The sequence below is a fragment of the Desertimonas flava genome, assembly GCF_003426815.1.
In the GTDB taxonomy this organism is placed as follows: domain Bacteria; phylum Actinomycetota; class Acidimicrobiia; order Acidimicrobiales; family Ilumatobacteraceae; genus Desertimonas; species Desertimonas flava.
Genome location: NZ_QKYK01000002.1, coordinates 1 through 16,563, shown reverse-complemented (window position 1 = coordinate 16,563; position 16,563 = coordinate 1). Strand labels below are relative to the sequence as shown.

General features: G+C 68.8%; 14 protein-coding genes. 5 read left to right on the top strand and 9 right to left on the bottom strand.

The genetic code is table 11. The features are described from left to right. Nucleotides 1–22: 22 nt before the first annotated feature. The 3 genes from DN771_RS02710 to DN771_RS02700 form a co-directional block, all read right to left on the bottom strand. Complete coding sequence (locus DN771_RS02710; protein WP_116995807.1) at nucleotides 23–751, bottom strand: ABC transporter ATP-binding protein; 729 nt, start codon at nucleotides 749–751, stop codon at nucleotides 23–25. After that, nucleotides 748–3,468, bottom strand: a complete 2,721-nt coding sequence (locus tag DN771_RS02705) for an ABC transporter permease subunit (RefSeq protein ID WP_116995806.1) — start codon at nucleotides 3,466–3,468, stop codon at nucleotides 748–750. The genes DN771_RS02710 and DN771_RS02705 overlap by 4 nt, the downstream gene beginning before the upstream one ends. Before the next feature lie 92 nt (nucleotides 3,469–3,560). Beyond that, complete coding sequence (locus DN771_RS02700) at nucleotides 3,561–4,838, bottom strand: ABC transporter substrate-binding protein (RefSeq protein ID WP_116995805.1); 1,278 nt, start codon at nucleotides 4,836–4,838, stop codon at nucleotides 3,561–3,563. Between the two features lie 216 nt (nucleotides 4,839–5,054). Between DN771_RS02700 and DN771_RS02695 the strand changes: the two genes are divergently transcribed. Next, complete coding sequence (locus DN771_RS02695) at nucleotides 5,055–6,980, top strand: flavin-containing monooxygenase (RefSeq protein ID WP_116995804.1); 1,926 nt, start codon at nucleotides 5,055–5,057, stop codon at nucleotides 6,978–6,980. Nucleotides 6,981–7,042: 62 nt separating this feature from the next. Here the strand turns inward: DN771_RS02695 and DN771_RS02690 are convergent, their stop codons facing one another. Both DN771_RS02690 and DN771_RS02685 read right to left on the bottom strand, forming a co-directional pair. Next, on the bottom strand, nucleotides 7,043–8,110 hold the full coding sequence (locus DN771_RS02690; RefSeq protein ID WP_116995803.1) for a diaminopropionate ammonia-lyase: 1,068 nt from the start codon (nucleotides 8,108–8,110) through the stop codon (nucleotides 7,043–7,045). Beyond that, nucleotides 8,107–8,592 (bottom strand): MarR family winged helix-turn-helix transcriptional regulator, encoded by a 486-nt coding sequence (locus DN771_RS02685; RefSeq protein ID WP_116995802.1) that lies wholly within the window; start codon nucleotides 8,590–8,592, stop codon nucleotides 8,107–8,109. The genes DN771_RS02690 and DN771_RS02685 overlap by 4 nt, the downstream gene beginning before the upstream one ends. A gap of 80 nt (nucleotides 8,593–8,672) precedes the next feature. Between DN771_RS02685 and DN771_RS02680 the strand changes: the two genes are divergently transcribed. After that, entirely contained in the window at nucleotides 8,673–9,248 is a 576-nt protein-coding gene (locus DN771_RS02680; protein WP_116995801.1) for a YceI family protein, read from the top strand. Between the two features lie 120 nt (nucleotides 9,249–9,368). Here the strand turns inward: DN771_RS02680 and sigJ are convergent, their stop codons facing one another. Both sigJ and DN771_RS02670 read right to left on the bottom strand, forming a co-directional pair. Continuing rightward, a complete protein-coding gene (sigJ, locus tag DN771_RS02675; protein WP_205528383.1) occupies nucleotides 9,369–10,370 on the bottom strand; it encodes an RNA polymerase sigma factor SigJ in 1,002 nt (333 codons plus the stop codon). Beyond that, nucleotides 10,367–11,317 carry an NAD-dependent epimerase/dehydratase family protein gene (locus DN771_RS02670; protein WP_116995799.1) on the bottom strand — a complete coding sequence of 317 codons (951 nt, stop codon included), beginning with the start codon at nucleotides 11,315–11,317 and terminating at the stop codon, nucleotides 10,367–10,369. Before DN771_RS02670 ends, sigJ begins: the two co-directional genes overlap by 4 nt. Before the next feature lie 560 nt (nucleotides 11,318–11,877). Between DN771_RS02670 and DN771_RS02665 the strand changes: the two genes are divergently transcribed. Together DN771_RS02665 and DN771_RS02660 are read left to right on the top strand one after the other, a co-directional pair. Next, entirely contained in the window at nucleotides 11,878–12,777 is a 900-nt protein-coding gene (locus DN771_RS02665) for an alcohol dehydrogenase catalytic domain-containing protein (RefSeq protein ID WP_116995798.1), read from the top strand. Nucleotides 12,778–12,803: 26 nt separating this feature from the next. Then, entirely contained in the window at nucleotides 12,804–13,274 is a 471-nt protein-coding gene (locus DN771_RS02660; protein ID WP_116995797.1) for an alpha/beta fold hydrolase, read from the top strand. Nucleotides 13,275–13,310: 36 nt separating this feature from the next. Here DN771_RS02660 and DN771_RS02655 read toward each other — a convergent pair whose 3' ends face one another. Together DN771_RS02655 and DN771_RS02650 are read right to left on the bottom strand one after the other, a co-directional pair. Continuing rightward, a complete protein-coding gene (locus DN771_RS02655; RefSeq protein WP_116995796.1) occupies nucleotides 13,311–14,756 on the bottom strand; it encodes an MFS transporter in 1,446 nt (481 codons plus the stop codon). A gap of 14 nt (nucleotides 14,757–14,770) precedes the next feature. Continuing rightward, nucleotides 14,771–15,478 (bottom strand): SDR family oxidoreductase, encoded by a 708-nt coding sequence (locus DN771_RS02650; RefSeq protein WP_116995795.1) that lies wholly within the window; start codon nucleotides 15,476–15,478, stop codon nucleotides 14,771–14,773. Nucleotides 15,479–15,560: 82 nt separating this feature from the next. Here DN771_RS02650 and DN771_RS02645 point away from each other — a divergent pair, with 82 nt between their 5' ends. Further along, nucleotides 15,561–15,992: a winged helix-turn-helix transcriptional regulator gene (locus tag DN771_RS02645; RefSeq protein WP_116995794.1), complete on the top strand. Its 432-nt coding sequence runs from the start codon at nucleotides 15,561–15,563 to the stop codon at nucleotides 15,990–15,992. Nucleotides 15,993–16,563 lie beyond the last annotated feature (571 nt).

Sequence of the window (16,563 nt, the reverse complement as noted above, 5' to 3'; positions counted from 1 at the left end):
CACGCAGTAGCGGGCGTCGGAATCAGTCGGCGACGGCAGCCGCTCCCGTGCTCAGGTAGCGATCCTCGATCTCGCCGATCCGGCAGAGCAGTTCGCTCGCCGATCCGCTGAGTTCGATGCGACTCCGGTGCATGACGTAGGCGCGGTCGCAGTAGCGCAGCGCCTTGCGAACGTGCTGCTCGACGAGCAGCACGGCGGTCCCCTGCTGACGAGCCACACGTACCACGGACTCGAGCAGGCGCCGCACGATGAGCGGCGCCAAGCCCATCGACAGCTCGTCGGCGAGAAGGACCCGCGGCTTGCGGCTCATCGCCCGGGCCAGGGTGAGCATCTGCTGTTCGCCGCCCGACAGCAGCCCGGCACGTACGCCGAGGAGGCGCTCCAGCTCCGGGAACAGGTCGAGCGCCGTCTCGGCGTCGACCCCTGCGACGCGGAGGTTGTCGAGGGCGGTCAACCCCATGAACACCGACTTCTCCTCGGTGACGAACGTCAGGCCCTGGCGCGCCCGCTTGTGCAGCGGTGCGGTCGTCGCCGCACCATCGATCAGCACCTCACCCGACAGGAGCGGGAGCTCGCCGGCCAGGGCGAGCAGCGTCGTGGTCTTGCCGGCCCCGTTGGCCCCGAGCAGGCCGACCACCTCCCCCGGCTGCACGATGACGTCCACATCGTGGATCACCGGTTGCGGCCCGTAGCCCGCCGACACCCCCCGGGCCTCCAGGGCCGGGATGCCGTCCGGCTCGATCGCGTTCATGCGTCGCCCCCGGCAACCGGCGCCAGGGCCGGTTCCTCCTCGGACTCCCCCAGGTAGGCCGCGATGACGACGGGGTCATGGCGCACCTCCTGCGGCGTGCCCGTGCTGATCGTCGTCCCGAAGTCGAGCACGACAAGGTCGTCACAGACACTCATCACGAACGACATGTCGTGCTCGACGAGGAGCACGGCGATCCCCCAGTCGTCGGCCAACCGGCGCACGAGGTGGGCCAGCTCGCCCGTCTCGACGTCGCTCAGACCGGCAGCCGGTTCGTCGAGGAGCAGCACGCTCGGCCGCGTGGCGACCGCGCGCACGATCGCCAAGAGACGGCGCTGGCCGTAGGGCAGGTCCTGCACGCGGCGCAGCAGATCGTCCTCGAGGCGGAACTCACGGATCGCCGCGACCACTTGGCCAGGGAGCTCGGGGGTCACGGGATGGATGAGGTCTCGCACGTACGACAGGCGATCGCGTGGATCCGACGCCGCGCGCAGGTTGTCGAGCACGGTCGCATCCTCGAAGAGCTCGAGCGACTGGAACGAGCGGCTCAGACCGGCCCGGGCCCGCTTGGTGGCATTGAGTCCGACCAGCTCGACGCCGTCGAGCAGCACCGACCCCGACGACACACGCGTGAAGCCGGTGACGGCATCGATCACGGACGTCTTGCCGGCACCGTTGGGCCCGATCAGACCGGTGATGCGTCCCGGGCGCACGGTGAACGACACGTCGTTGACGGCGAGCACCCCGCCGTAGCGGACGTTGAGCTCCCGCACCTCGAGCGTGCGCGGCGGGACGGGCTCGCGACGTTCGCCAGGAAGCACGACGGTCTCGGGCTCGCGCCGCTCCGTGCGGGCGAGCCGGGAGCGAACCTTGCCGGCCAGCCACTTCGCCTGATCGATCGACTCCTTGGCGATGCCGTCCTGGTTCTGCAACACGAGCAGCACCACGAGCACGCCGCCGATCAGCTGGATGTACTGGGTGATGCTGTCGAGGATCGTGTTGGTGAGCTGCGAGCCGAGCGAGCCGGGGGCGAGCGTGGACCCGAAGATGGGCCCGAGCAGGAAGCCGATGCCGCCGATGAACGACCAGGCCACGACCAGGATGGAGGTGAAGTTGGTGAACTCCGAGCCGTACAGGATCACGTCCTTGCGGAACGCCAGCATCACCCCGCCGATCGCCGCGATGCCCGCCGAGACGGCGAAGGCGTAGATCTTGGCCCCCGGCACGCTGATGCCGAGGGCCGCCGCCGCCCGCTCGTTGGTCCGCACGGCGAGCAACCGCCGGCCCGAGCGTCCCCGACGCAAGCTGGCCACCATCAAGCTCACCGCGGCGAGCACGACCATCGACACGATGGCGTAGCGACCGGGATGGTTGATCGCGTTGATGTCCCAGCCGAACAGTGACGCCTTGCCGACCTCGGTGCCGGCGAACCCACCGACCAGGTCGCCGTTGTTGAAGATCATCAACTCCATCGCCGAGCCCAGCCCCAACGTCACGATGGCGAGGTTGATGCCCCGGGCTCGCACCGCGGGGATGGCGAAGAGGGCACCGACCGGGATCGTCGCCACGACCCCGGCGACCAGGGCGAGCCAGAACGGCCAGCCGCCGGCATCGACGAGCCGTCCCGCGACCCACGCACCGAATCCGGCGAGGGCGAACTGGCCCAACGAGAGCTGCCCGGCGTACCCGGTGATCACCACGACCGATAACAGGATGAAGCCCATGGCGAACGTGGTGACGAATGCGTCCTGCCAGCGCACCGGAACGGCGAGGATGACCAGGGAGGTGACCACACACGCGACGGCGACGGCGATCGGATGGGCGCGCCCGGTGCCGACAGCCGGGAGCCGCTGGAGGAAGTAGTCGCGAAGCGGGAGCGCCTGGCCCCGCAGCAGCATCCACAGGACGATGACCGCGAAGGGCAGCGACGTGGCGACCCCCGGCGTCTTGACGTACCGGGTCAGCTCGCTCTGGCCGATGCCGATCAGCATCCCGGCGAGGAAGGCGATCGGGAACGAGCGGAACCCGGCCACGAGCGCGGTCGCCAGGGCGGCCAGCACGAGGTTCGTCATCGTCGCCACCTGCAGCTGCACGATCGGGGCGATGAGGATCGCGGCGACCCCCGCGAGGGCCGAACCGAGCGCCCAGTTGAGCGTGGCGATCCAGTCGGGCGACAGTCCGATCGCCGACGCCGCTCGCTGGTTCTCGGCGACGGCGGTCGTGGCGATGCCGAACTTCGTGTAGCGGTAGAGCCCCCACAGCCCGGCGCTGAAGACTGCGGCGATGCCGACGAGGATGAACCGGTCGAGCGAGATCGTGATCCCGAACGGCTTCAGCACCGTCACGGGGAGCTCCGAGGTGACGAACGTGATCGCCGATCCGTACCGCAACACCGCGCCGGCCTGGAGCATGATCAGCACGCCGAGCGTGGCCACGATGCGCGCCAGCGGCGACGCCCGTCTCAGGCGCCTCATGATCAGGAGGTGCGTGAGGGCGCCGAGCAGCGCGCATGCGAGGATGCCCGCCGTCCAGGCGACCGCGACGTTGTGACCGTTGCTGCGGAACTCCCACGCGATGTACGCCCCCACCATGCCGATCGCGCCGTGGCCGAAGTTGAGCACGCCCGACCCTCGGTAGATCACCATGAGTCCCTGGGAGGCCAGGGAGTAGAGCGAGCCGAGGCCGAGGCCCAGCAGCGCGAACCGGATCACTTGTTGCACGGGCCGGGAACCTCCGAACGGGTGGCCGCGATGACGACGTCCGCCGTGTCCGGCGCTCGCATCGAGCGCCGGACACGGCAGGGCCGGTTGGATCAGCCGATCGGTTCGCCGTCGATGGGGCCGGTCATGTCGTAGGCCTGGTCGTCGAGCGCGGTGAGCTCCCCGCCCGACGCCACGTCGAAGAACACGGTGCGGTTGAACACCCGCGGGAACGCGCCACCGAATCCGGTGTACGGCTGGGTGAGGTCGAGGACACCGATCATCCCGCCGGTGTCCAGCTCGGTGGTGGCGTTGGCCGCGTCGATGAACGTGTTGTTGTCGATGTCGCCGTCGATGCCTTCGACGATGATCTTGAACGCCGTGAGAGCGGCCCACGTCCCGAGACCGGCCAGGCTGTTCCAATCGAGATCGGGAGCGTCGTACTCCTCGAGCGCCGCCCGGTAGTCGTCCCACATCGGACCGGCGATGTTCGGATACGAGCCGGAGACGACCGCACCTTCGGTGAGCTCCGGGAACTGCTCGACGATCTTGCTGTTGAGGTTGCCCTGCAGGCCGTACAGGCGCTGGTTGGCGCCGGCCGCCGCCATCGCGGGGAGCCAGGCCGCCCAGTTCGAGTCCGAGATGCCGCCGGCGATGCAGTCCGAGCCCTCGGTCGCCTCGGCGACCTGGGCGCTGTAGTCCTGCGGGATCGCCGGGATCTTGACCATGCGGATCGCCTCGGGGTCGCCGCCGCCGACGGCGTAGGCGGCCTGCACCGCCGGGAACGCGACGTCACCTGCGGGGATGTCGATCACGAGGTTCACCGGGTTCTCGCACCCGTCCTGGGCCATCTTCCAGCCGAGGCCGGCTCCCATTCCCGGCAGGAGCGAGCCGAGGACGAACGAGATCGGGCTGGAGAACTCCTGGGCGACCAGCGGGCAGCACGCGCCGAACCAGGCGATGTTCGCCTCCTCCAGCACGGGGATGATGCGGCTGGCATCGAACGTGAACGAGCCGACGACTGCGACGACGCTCTCTTCGACGGCCTGACGGGCACAGTTGGCGCCCTCGTTGGGGTCGCCCTTGTTGTCGCACGTGATGACTTCGAGCGGGCGGCCGGCGACACCACCGTTGGCGTTGACCCACTGTTCGTAGACCTCCGCCGCGCCCGGGATGTTCGGGTACGGAGGCAGCTGCGTGTCAACGGGCGCCGACACCATGATCTTGATCGGGTCGCCCGACGGAGCAGCGGCGCTGCCTGCCGCCGTGTCCTCGCCTCCCGAGGTTGCTGCGGTCGTTCCGCCGGCTGCGGCCGTCAACACGGCCACGGCGGCGACCGCGACGACACTCCGCCGGCGCAGACGAGCGACGGCCTTCTTTGATACCGACATCGCTTCCCCCAATTTCTTCGTGGCCTCCCCCGAGACCCGAACGCCGGCCGAGCGGCCGTCGTACGGTCTATTTACTCCTCCGCCGCCGCCCGGCGCAACGCGGAGCGACCGCTGCGCTCGGGGCCGGACCCGGTCGAGGGGTACGTTCGCGGATGGACCGCCGCCGGCCGCTGGCTGCGGTGGCCCGCAGGGGGAACGTCAACGAAGGGGGTCACCATGACCTTGGCCCGACCGATCGAGCCGATCACCGCAAGTGACGGGGAGCTACGTGACGCGCTCGAGGTCGCCGATCTCCCCGCGCTGTTGCCGGCCCTGGCCCACGTCACCGGAGATCTCGGACTGCTGCGCGAGGAACTCCGCGTCGACGCCACGCTCATGGGTGAGGACCAGGGCGGTCTCACCCCCGAGCAGCAGGGCGCCATCCGCGCCCTCGCCCTCGAGACGCTGATCGCCTTCCGGGACGGCGGCAGCGTGGCTGCACCGATGCCGACGGGCCCCGACCTGCGGGTGATCCTGCAGTTCATGGCGGGCGGGCTGGACATCGACGACTACCTGCCGATGATGCGCGAGGAACTGGCCCTCGACTCCGACCTCCGAGCTCCCCACTGGCACAAGGACGACGTCGCCCCGGACCGGCCGTTCGAGGTGGTCGTCATCGGCGCCGGCATGTCAGGAATCGTCGCCGCCTACCGGTTGGCCGAGGCCGGGGTCTCGTATGTCGTGCTCGACAAGAACGCCGACGTCGGCGGGACGTGGCTGGAGAACAGCTACCCGGGCTGCCGGGTCGACATCCCGAACCACTACTACAGCTACTCGTTCGCGCAGCGCGCCGACTGGCCGCTCTACTACAGCCCGCGGTCGGAGCTCTACGCGTACTTCCGCCGGTGCGTCGACGAGTTCGGCATCCGCCCCAACATCCGTTTCGACACGGAGGTGTCGTCGGTCGAGTACGACGACGCGACGGCCCGCTGGACCGTGTGCACCGTCGACGCCGACGGCAACGAGCGCACCATCGAGGCCGACGCCGTCATCAGCGCCGTCGGTCAGCTCAACCGGCCCCAGCTGCCGCAGATCGAGGGTCGCGAGTCGTTTGCCGGGCCGGCGTTCCACTCGGCCCGCTGGGATCACGACGTCGACCTGTCCGGTAAGCGGGTCGGCGTCATCGGCACGGGGTGTAGCGCCGCGCAGTTCGCCCCGCTCGTCGCCGAGGAGGTCGGTCACCTCGAGATCTTCCAGCGCACGCCGAACTGGCAGTTCCCGGTGCCGCACTACCGGCACGAGGTGCCGCAGGGCTTCCAGTACCTCCTCCAGCACGTGCCGTACTACCGCCAGTGGTATCGCTTCTGGCTGTTCTGGAAGTCGGCCGAACTGCTGCGCCCGATGGCCGAAGTGGACCCCGAGTGGCCGGACATGTCGACGTCGGTCGGCGAGGGCAACGACCTGCTGCGTCAGATGCTGACCGAGGCGATGCTCCCGCAATACGAGGACCGCCCGGATCTCATCCCCAAGGTGATCCCGCAGTACCCGCCGGCGTCGAAGCGGATCATCGTCGACGACGGCTCGTGGGCCGAGATGCTGCACCGCGACAACGTCACGCTGACGACCACCGGCATCGACCGGATCGTGCCCGAAGGTGTTGTGACCGTCGACGGCGAGCTGCACGAGTTCGACGTGTTGCTCTACGGCACGGGGTTCCAACCGTCGAAGTTCCTCACGCCGATGAAGGTGGTCGGCCGCGGTGGCGTCGAGCTGCACGAACGGTGGGCGGGCGACGCCCGCGCCTACCTCGGTGTCACCGTGCCCGGGTTCCCGAACTTCTTCATGCTCTACGGGCCCAACACCAACATCGTCGTCAACGGATCGATCATCTGGTTCAGCGAGTGCGAGGTGCGCTACGTGATGGACTGCATCCGCCACGTCCTCGCGGGCCGGCACCGCGCGCTCGACGTGAGGGAGGAGGTGCACGATCGCTTCAACGAGGAGGTCGACGCCGAGAACCTGCGCATGGCGTGGGGCGTGTCGACCGTCAACTCGTGGTACAAGAGCGACAGCGGCCGCGTCGCCCAGAACTGGCCGTTCCCGCTGCTCGACTACTGGACGCGCACCCGCGAGGTCGATCCGAGCGAGTACGAGCTCCTCTGAGTCGCTTTGCCCCGAGGTGAACCCATCGACCGGATGGTGCGCAGCGGATCGAAGGTGGGTGCTCAGCTCGCGAGATGTGGGTTCTCAGCCGAGCCTTCAGTGACGAGGAGAACCACCGTGGAATCCTCGTGCAGCCTCACATGGCGTCGGAACGCACCCATCTCGCGCCGGCTGATGCCGCTCACCGCCAGCGTCGCAGCACCGCACGGCCCGGCATCGAGACCTGACGCCTTCAGCACCTCGACGGCGCGCCCGGTGGCCGCATCGTCCGTGACGAGCGCTCCGTCGACGCCCGCTGAAACGAGCGGCCACGCCAGCGTGGACATCGTCCCGCAGTTCAGCCCAGCCATCGTGGTGAAGCGCGTCGGGACGGAGACCGGTCGCCCTGCGGCCAGGCTGGCGTACACACACGCAGCGCTGTCGGGTTCGACCGACACCACGGCCGCTCCAGAAGAACGCGGCGCTCGGTGGTGCACGAGCGCTGCCTGCAGCAGCGACCCGACTCCGGTCGGAACGACGATCAGATCCGGCTGGCCCGCACCGCGTTCGCTGAGCTGCTCGTCGATCTCGGCGAACATCGTTTCGTAGCCCTCGACGATCCAGCCGGGAATCTCTTCGTAGCCGGGCCAGGCGGTGTCCTGCACCAACACGTGATCGGCCTGGCGCGCCACACGGGCAGCCAACTGCACGGCGTCGTCGTAGCTGCCTTCGACCTCGACGACGTCGGCGCCTTCCGAACGGATCGCCGCGAGTGCGGCGGGGTGCACACCGTCGGGAACGACGACGCAGGCTCGTTGCCCGAAGTGCAGCGCCCAGCGCGCGACCGCGCGTCCGTGGTTGCCGTCGGTGGCGGTCACGACGGTGATCGCAGCCGCCGTTCCGATGCGGTCGAGCAATTTGCGTATCGCCCATGAAGCCCCGAGGCCCTTGAACGCCGGAAGTCCCAAGCGGCGCGATTCGTCCTTGGCGAAGACCCGCCCGACATCGAGGCTCCGCGCGATCTGCGGCAGCTCGACGAGCGGAGTGGGTTCGTACCCCGGGAGTGCCCGGTGGAACTCGGTCGCCTCGGTGGACGGAAGCAACCCGACCCACCGGGGGTCACGGTGGTTGGCGAGCCAGGTGGAGGTCACAGACGCATTCTGCTTGCCGCAGGCTCCCGGCGGACGAGATTGGCGAGCACGCTCTCGGCGACGTCGGCGATCGAGTCGAGCTGGTCATCACTGAGCAGATCGACGAACAGCCGTCGGACCGTGGCGACATGTCCCGGCGCCGCGTCGGCGAGCTCACGTCGACCGCGCTCGGTGATCACCACGAAGGCACCCCGACGGTCGTCGTCGCATGGCTCCTTGTCGACCAGGCCGCGGCTCGTCATCCGCGCCACATGGTGTGATGCGCGACTCTTCTCCCACCCGAGCACCGCGGCGAGCTCGAACAAGCGAAGACGGCCATCCGGACGGTCCGTGAGGGCCACCAGCACCCGGTAGTCGGGATACGACAGGGCCGAGTCGGTGGCGAGCTGGCGCGCGAGCTCACCGTCGAGCCGCATCTGCATGAACTGCAGCGCGCGCCAGGCCCGCTCCTCACGTTCGGTCAACCACTCGACGCGTTCCATGCGATCAGCCTAGTTGGGAATAGATGACACGTCCACTATGTTAGGTGACATATCCACTACTCCAGAGGAGCACACCGACCATGAGCACCACCACCACCGCCACCCCCGCCACCGCACCCGCCGGCACCTACGTCATCGATCCGACCCACAGCCGGATCGGGTTCGTCGCCCGCCACGCCATGGTCACCAAGGTCCGCGGCTCGTTCAACCAGTTCGACGGCTCCGGCCACTTCGACACCGCCAACCCGGCCAACTCGAGCGTGCAGCTGACCATCCAGGCCGCCAGCATCGACACCCGAAACGCCGACCGCGACGCCCACCTCCGCACCAACGACTTCTTCGACATGGACACGTACCCCGAGATCACGTTCGTGTCGACCGCCGTCGAGCAGACCGACGACGACGAGTTCAAGGTGACCGGCGACCTGACCATCAAGGGCGTCACCAAGCCCGTCACCGTCGAGTTCGAATACAACGGCACGGCCGTCGACCCGTACGGCAACACTCGCATCGGCCTCGAAGGAACGACCACGGTCAACCGCAAGGACTGGGGCATCACCTGGAACGCCGCCCTCGAAGCCGGCGGGGTGCTCGTCGGCGAGAAGGTCACCCTCGAGTTCGAGGTCTCCGCCGTCCACCAGCCTGACGCCGCCTGACCTTCTCCCTGGCTGGAGCGGGCCAAGCCGGCATCGAGTTCGAGACAGCTGACCCCGTCACTCGGCGGCACGCCCGCATGACTCGCCGAGCTCGTCGGTTCGTCGGCCCGCGGGCGCTCGTCAGCCCACGTCGGCGAGTTGCCGGTTGAGGTAGCGAAGCTTGTCCGGATTCATGATCCAGTGGATCTCGCGGATCAGGTCGCCCCGGACGTCGAGGGCGAGCACCGCGGACTGACGGCCGAACCGAAGGGTGACGGCGCCAAGTCCGTTGACGTCGACGCGACGGATGCCGGTGATCGGCAGGCGCCGTCGGAGACCATTGACGTATTGGACGACGCGCTCGGCACCGACGACGGGATGGCGAGCGGCATGAACCCGTCCGCCACCATCGCTGTAGCTCGCGACGTCCGCAGCGAGGAGATCCTGCACCTCGGCGAGGTCACCGTTCTCCAGTGCCGTGAGGAACCGGTCGAGGACGTCGTCGTGCACGGCGCGCGCGGAGGGAGCGCCGTCACGATCGAGGTGGCGCCGGGCCCGGCGAAGGTGTTGGCGTGCGCCGACCTCGTTGATCCCGAGGATCTCGGCGACCTCGGCGTGGCTCATGCCGAAGGCCTCGTGGAGCACGAGCACCGCCCGTTCCGGAGGTGTCAGCGCTTCCATCATGCGCAACGTCGCCAGCGACACGCTGTCACGTCGTTCCACGGTGTCGAGCGGCCCGAGTCGGTTGCCGTCCGTCAACAGCGGCTCGGGGAGCCACTCCCCCACGTAGGTTTCACGCTTTGCGCGTGCCGAGCGAAGCTGATCGATCGCCAAGCGGGTCACGATCGTCGTCAGGAAGGCCATCGGCTCTCGTACCTGCTCGCGATCCACCGCCATCCACCGGATCATCGCCTCGGCCACGACGTCCTCGGCGTCCCAGGCGCTGCCGAGGATGCGATAGGCGATGCCGAGCAGCCGGGGTCGGTACTCGTTGAAGTCTCGGGCGAGCGTGTCGGGATGCATCGGGACGGGATGGTCGCGAGGGCCGGGCTGGTGACGCCGGGCGACGCGTGGGGAGACGGTCGCACCGAGTCCAGACTGTGGACGGGGTGCTGTCAAGGCGACGTCCGTCCGGCTGCTCACGTCGTCTCCCTGCGGTCGTCGAGCGGCAACACGTCACCCCTACTGCGACGGGTCGCGGCGACGACCGCCGGCCACCCCTGACGTGCGCTCGTGAATCGAGGGTGCCATCCCGTCAGGGCGGTCAACAACTGGCTGCTCACCCGCAACGACCTCGACATCATGGACAGATCGGCGGGCAGCCCATCGCCGGCACTCAGACGCAACGCGCCGATCCCGAGCGCAGCCGCCAGCGCATCCGCGTGCTCGGCTCTCGTCAGCGGATGGTCCTCGGCCACGTTGTACACACCGCTCGGCGCTCGCAGCGCGGCGACCACGGCAGACGCCGCGTCGTCGGTGGTCACCGACGGCCAGTACGCGTCGGCGGGTCCGGGAACGGCGAACACGCCATGAGAGGCAGCGTCGATCGTCTCGATCGTGTGGGCACTGTCGAAGCCGTAGAACGTGCCGAAGCGAAGGGCGACGCCAACGGCGCCGTGTTGCGCGAAGCGCGCCGCCTCGGCCTCGGCGGCGAGCGCCGGCTCGGTGATGTCCGTCGGGTCGAGCGGCGCCGACTCGTCGAGATACCGGTCACCGCCGTCGGCGTACAACAACGAGATCGACTCCTGGATGTAGCGCGGCACGCCGGACGCGAGCGCCGCGTCGACGAGGTTCCGGGCACCCTCGCGTCGTATGCGGTGGTTCTCGCTCCACGCCGCGGCGTCAGCCGACCGCTCGCCCGATGGAACGGCTGTGGCCAGGTTCACCACGACGTGATGACCGGCGACGGCTGCGGCCAGGGCCTCCCGAACGAACAGGCTCACGTGCACCGGCGTCGCGCCGGCGGAGCGCACTGCATCGGCCTTGGCCGGCGTCCGAGCGACCGCGGTGACCTCCACACCGTCGCCGACCAACTGCGCCACCACGCGCCGACCCACGACTCCGGTCGCGCCGACCACGAACATCTTCATCTGAGCTGGCTCCTTCCTCACCCGGCCCTCGACAAATGCGACGGCCCGCTCGCCGAACCTGACGACACAGCACTCTCAGACGTGACACCCATCCCGCCGCGCTGCTCGCCGGACGTCAGTCTCTCGCCGTCGAGGTAGCGGGCCCTCGCTCGCGGCGAGGGTGGTCTCGGCAGACCTAGTGCCGTGGCCATGAACGGTCGCCTCGTCCACGGCGAGTCGGGGGCGTCGCTGGCAAGGCGCGGCGACGAAGTGCCTGCCTTGTCCAACCACGAGGAGCAGCAACGCAGCCAGCGGCGTCATCCGGCCGTCGTGGCGTGCGAACGTTTGTGGTCACGGCACTAGTTCTGCAGAACCAGGGGTTGAACCCGCCCCTTCACGCAGGCTCGGCGCGCTGGTTGGTTGGAGTCGAGATCCTCCCCCGACGAATTGGAGAGCCGACATGACGACCACCATGCAGACAGCTGTCGTTGCCGAGGCGAACGCACCATGGGTACTCGAGCAACGGCCGGTCCCGGAACTCGGCCCCGACGACGTGCTCGTCAAGATCCAATGCCTGTGGCATGTGCGGAACCGATCTGTGGCTGGCCCAGGGCGCCCTCTCGTTCCGGCCCTTCCCGCTGGTGCTCGGCCACGAAGGTGCCGGCGAGGTCGTCGCCGTCGGCGAGGGCGTGACCAAGCGCAAGGTCGGCGACCGGGTCGGTGTGTTCATGATGCGGAAGGCCGACGGCGTGTGCGACTTCTGCCACGAGGAGCACACCAACAGCTTCGTGACCGCAGCGAACTGCGCGAACCCGAAGCTGACCGGCGTGACCGTCGACGGCGCCTTCTCGGAGTACATCGCCGTCGACGTGGGTGGCACCGTGCTCCTCCCCGACGGTGTGCCTTACGAAGGCGCCGCGCCGATCCTGTGCTCGGGCTACACGGTGTGGGCGGCGATCCGGCGGGCTGCACCCAAGCCCCGCGCCCGCATCGGCGTGGTCGGCATCGGAGCCCTCGGCCACCTGGCGATCCAGTACGCCAAGGCGGCGGGACTCCATGTCGTGGCGATCACCAAGTCGACCGACAAGCACGACCTGGTGCGCGAGCTCGGAGCCCACGACGTCGTCACCGACGGAGCCGAGCTCAAGGCGGCGGGCGAGGTGGACGTGCTGCTCCACACGAGCAGCTCCCACGAGCTCGTGCTCGACGCCATCCAGGGCGTCAAGCCGAGGGGCAAGATCATCCTCTGCGGGATCGGCTTCGACGAGATGAACCTGCCGGCCCTCGGACTGACCTCCAACAGCCTCCAGGTCATCGGGTCGGCCCACAACGGCATCGAATACCTCGTGGAGGCGCTCGAGTTCCTGGCCCGGGGCGAGGTGAAGCCGATGATCGAGGTCTTCCCGAAGGAGCAGGTCGGCGAGGCATTCGACAAGGTCGTGTCCGGGAAGACCCGCTTCAAGGCCGTGGTCACGTTCTGACGTCCACGAACCACCGAGGAGATGTCATGCCCACCATCACCATCGACGACGCCGTCGAGATCTTCTACAAGGACTGGGGGTCCGGACAGCCGATCGTGTTCCACCACGGCTGGCCCCTGAGCGCGGAGTCGCAGTTCTATCTCGACGTCGCGTCGGGCCCCTTCTACGGGTTCGACCGCGAGGGGGTCGACGCGCAGCTGGGCGTCATCTGGAACTGGTGGCGCCAAGGAATGAGCGGAGGCGCCAAGGCTCACTACGACGGCGTCGCGGCGTTCTCCGAGACCGACTTCACCGACGATCTCCGTGCGATGGGCGTGGCGACGCTGGTCATGCACGGCGACGACGACCAGGTCGTACCGAGCTCCGGCTCGGCGGAACGATCGATCGAAGTCCTCACGCAGGGGACGCTGAAGGTCTACCCCGGTCTGTCCCACGGGATGTGCGTCGTCAACGCCGAAGAGATCAACGCCGACCTGCTCGAGTTCATCCGCGACTGATGGGTCGCATGGAGCGACCCCGGCCTGCAGCGCACGTCATCGTGAGCCGTGGCCGCCGAGCGTTCCGCTGGTGGCCGGCGCCTTGCGCTGCCGCGTGCGGAGGATGCTCAGGGCCGGGATCGTGCCGCCCAAGCTGATCGCGGCGGTGATCCACCAGGTCGTCCGGAACGCGTCGCGTATCTCGTCGGACGTGCCGGTGGACGTGCTGAGCACGGCGACGGCGACCGCGACGCCGAGGGCGAGGGCGGTCTGCCTGATCATGTTGACGACGGCCGAGCCGGTCGCGAAGGACTGCGGTGGGAGTGCTGACGACGCGGTCGCCATCATCGTCGGGAGGGTCAGGCCCACCCCGATGCCAGTCAGGATCATGCCGCCGAAGATCCCCGACCAGTAGTTGGGTTCGGTCGTCGCGGCGATCGCCCACCAGGCGACGCCGACGGCGAACGCGATGCTCCCCCACGCTGCGACGACGGCGGCGCCGAATCGGGCGATCAGCGGTCCGACGGCGACGAACGACACGGGCGGCACCATCAACGGGCCGGGAGCGATGGCCAGGCCGGCCTTGAGCGCTGACCAGCCCCACACGTCTTGTTCCCAGAGGACGATCGACAGGAGCATGGCGCCCATCCCAGCGGAGAAGAACACGGCGAGGATGGAGGCGCCGGTGAACGTCGGGGCGCGGAAGAGATCCGGATCGACGAGTGGGGTCGTGCTCACCATCGTGTGCACGACGAAGCCGGCGACGAGCACGGCAGCGATCACGAGCGTCACGACGAGCCGCGCTGACGACCATCCCCACGTCCCACCCTCGACCAGGCCGAGCGTCAGGGCGCCGATGCCGACGGTTGCGAGGATCGTGCCGAGGGGGTCGGGACGCTCGATGTCGTGACCGGGGACCTCGGGAAGCCGCCGCCATCCCACGATCACCGCGGCAACGCCGATCGGCAGGTTGACGAGAAAGATCCATCGCCAATCGGCGGTGACGAGCAGCCCGCCGACCACGGGTCCCAGCGACGCTGCGACACCCCCGAGCGCCGTCCATGCGCGGACTGCGCCGGCCCGCTTGTCGGGGGCGAAGGTGGCCAGCAGCAGGCTGAGCGACGTCGGAGTGAGCAGCGCCGCGCCGGCTGCCTGCACGACTCGGAAGGCGACGAGCATCTCGATGCTCGTCGACGCCGCACACCCCGCCGAGGCGAGGGTGAAGACGGCGACACCGAGCAGGAAGGCGCGATCGCGTCGATACCTGTCGGCGAGCCGGCCGAAGAACACGAGCAGCGAGGCGTACACGATCGCGTAGGCGTTCAGGACCCACGAGAGTGCCCCGATTCCTGACGCGTCGAGGTCGCTGGCGATCTGGGGCAGGGCGACGTTGACGATGAACACGTCGATCGACGACAGCACGACGCCGGCCGACACGATCAGGAGGACTTGGTTGGGTGATGCGTCGCGGCGCGTGGGCGCCAGGGTCTGAAGGACCGTCATGTCGAGACCGCTGCTCAGCGAGCGGTGACGAGGGTCGGATAGAGCTCGCCGACGCCGCCGGAGAGCCCGGCGCGGACGAACCGCGAGATGTCGTCGGCGATGACCTCGAACTCGCCCCGCTCGATCGCGTCGACGGCGAGGCGGGCGACGTCGGCAGGGTCGGACTTCGGCGCGTCGATCCCTCGCGCCATCTCGGTGTCCATGTAGCCCACGTGCAGCCCGGTGACCCGAGTCCCCTGCGGAAGCAGCTCCTGACGAATGGAGTTGGTCATCGACCACGCCGCCGACTTGGCGGCGCAGTAGGCGCCAACCCGGGGGATGGTGAACCAGGACAGCACCGACAGGATGTTGACGACGGCGCTCTCGGACCACGCGTTCATCGCCGGCGCGTAGCGGCGGATCATGGCCAGGCTGCCGAAGACGTGGGTGTCGAACTCGACGCCGATCTGGTCGAGGTCTCCGTCGAGGAGCGTGGCGCCGGTCGACGAGCCGGCGTTGTTGACGAGGACGGAGACCGGTCCGGTGACCTCGAAGGCGGCATCGATCGAGGCCTGATCGGTCACATCGACACGGACAGGCGTGACGCCGGGATAGGTGATGGCCTCCGGGTCGCGTGCCCCGGCGTACACGGTCGCGCCGCGATCCCGGAGCTGTTGGGCGAGATGGACACCGAGGCCGCGATTGGCGCCGGTGACGAGGGCCACGGCGGAGGACAGTTGCATGAGGGTCTCCTGAGATGAGTCGGTTGGGTTTCGCAACCTACTCGCTCTGAGTTTGATATTCAAACCCAGTAGGCTTGATCCCGTGGCACGGGAGAAGGACGTCCGCGAGTGCTCGATCGCACGAACGCTCGACGTGATCGGCGATCGATGGACGGTTCTGGCGATCCGTGAGCTGATGCTCGGGAACCGGCGGTTCGATGCCATCGCCTCCAGGACCGGGGCCCCGCGCGACATCCTGACGACGCGCCTCCGCAAGCTCGAGGCGAGCGGCCTCGTGACGCGGGAGCAGTATCAGGAGCGCCCACCGCGCAGCGAGTACCAGCTCACCGACCTGGGCTGGTCACTCCAGCCCGTGCTCACCACCCTGCGCGACTGGGGCGACCGCCACCTCGCCGGGCCCGACGGCCCACCAGCCGTCTTCGTGCACTCGTGCGGCGAGGTGCTCGAGCCGACGCTCGTGTGCGCCCATTGCGGCGAAGTCCCCGACCGCAACAGCCTCACCCAGCGTGTGTAACCGCTGACCGGTCACGACGCAGGGCCGACAGCGACCGGCGCCGTGCGTCCGGTTCGGTCGCTTCGTGCCTTTCGTCGGTTGGCCTTGATGGGGTGGGCGCTCGGGTTCGCCGGTCGTCGGGTTCGGTCGCTTCGTGAGGCTCGTGGGCGACGGGCGATTCTGGAGAGCTCCGAGGGGCCGTCTTGCTGGTCGTTGTGTGTCGGGTTCGGTCGTTGTGTCGCTCTCGCCGGTTGGCCTTGATGGGGTGGGTGTTCGGTTCGCCGGTACTCGGGTTCGGGTCGGCGGTGGCCGACTGGCTGCGAAGGTGAGCGGGTTCTGGCGAGTTCCGACGGGTCGTCGTGCGGTTCACCGGTACTCGGGTTCGGTCGCTCGGTGGCGTTCGCCGGTTGGCCTTGATGGGGTAGGTGTTCGGTTTGCCGGTGCTCGGGTTCGGGTCGGCGGTGCCGACCGGTCGGGGTTCCCCGGGAGCGACTCACCGTCGTGGGGGGTGTGGGGGCGTGTCGGGGTGGCTGGGTGGTGGTTGGTTAGGCGGTTTTGGTGTGGGTGCCGGGGTCGGCGCTGGTTCGTCGTG

Excerpts from the sequence above, each read along its gene's own strand:
- DN771_RS02660 (WP_116995797.1), top strand. The coding sequence starts at position 12,804 with ATGCCCACCATCACCATCGACGACGCCGTCGAGATCTTCTACAAGGAC.
- DN771_RS02670 (WP_116995799.1), bottom strand. The coding sequence starts at position 11,317 with ATGAAGATGTTCGTGGTCGGCGCGACCGGAGTCGTGGGTCGGCGCGTG.
- DN771_RS02655 (WP_116995796.1), bottom strand. The coding sequence starts at position 14,756 with ATGACGGTCCTTCAGACCCTGGCGCCCACGCGCCGCGACGCATCACCC.
- DN771_RS02700 (WP_116995805.1), bottom strand. The coding sequence starts at position 4,838 with ATGTCGGTATCAAAGAAGGCCGTCGCTCGTCTGCGCCGGCGGAGTGTC.
- DN771_RS02710 (WP_116995807.1), bottom strand. The coding sequence starts at position 751 with ATGAACGCGATCGAGCCGGACGGCATCCCGGCCCTGGAGGCCCGGGGG.
- DN771_RS02685 (WP_116995802.1), bottom strand. The coding sequence starts at position 8,592 with ATGGAACGCGTCGAGTGGTTGACCGAACGTGAGGAGCGGGCCTGGCGC.
- DN771_RS02695 (WP_116995804.1), top strand. The coding sequence starts at position 5,055 with ATGACCTTGGCCCGACCGATCGAGCCGATCACCGCAAGTGACGGGGAG.
- DN771_RS02650 (WP_116995795.1), bottom strand. The coding sequence starts at position 15,478 with ATGCAACTGTCCTCCGCCGTGGCCCTCGTCACCGGCGCCAATCGCGGC.
- DN771_RS02665 (WP_116995798.1), top strand. The coding sequence starts at position 11,878 with ATGTGCGGAACCGATCTGTGGCTGGCCCAGGGCGCCCTCTCGTTCCGG.
- DN771_RS02680 (WP_116995801.1), top strand. The coding sequence starts at position 8,673 with ATGAGCACCACCACCACCGCCACCCCCGCCACCGCACCCGCCGGCACC.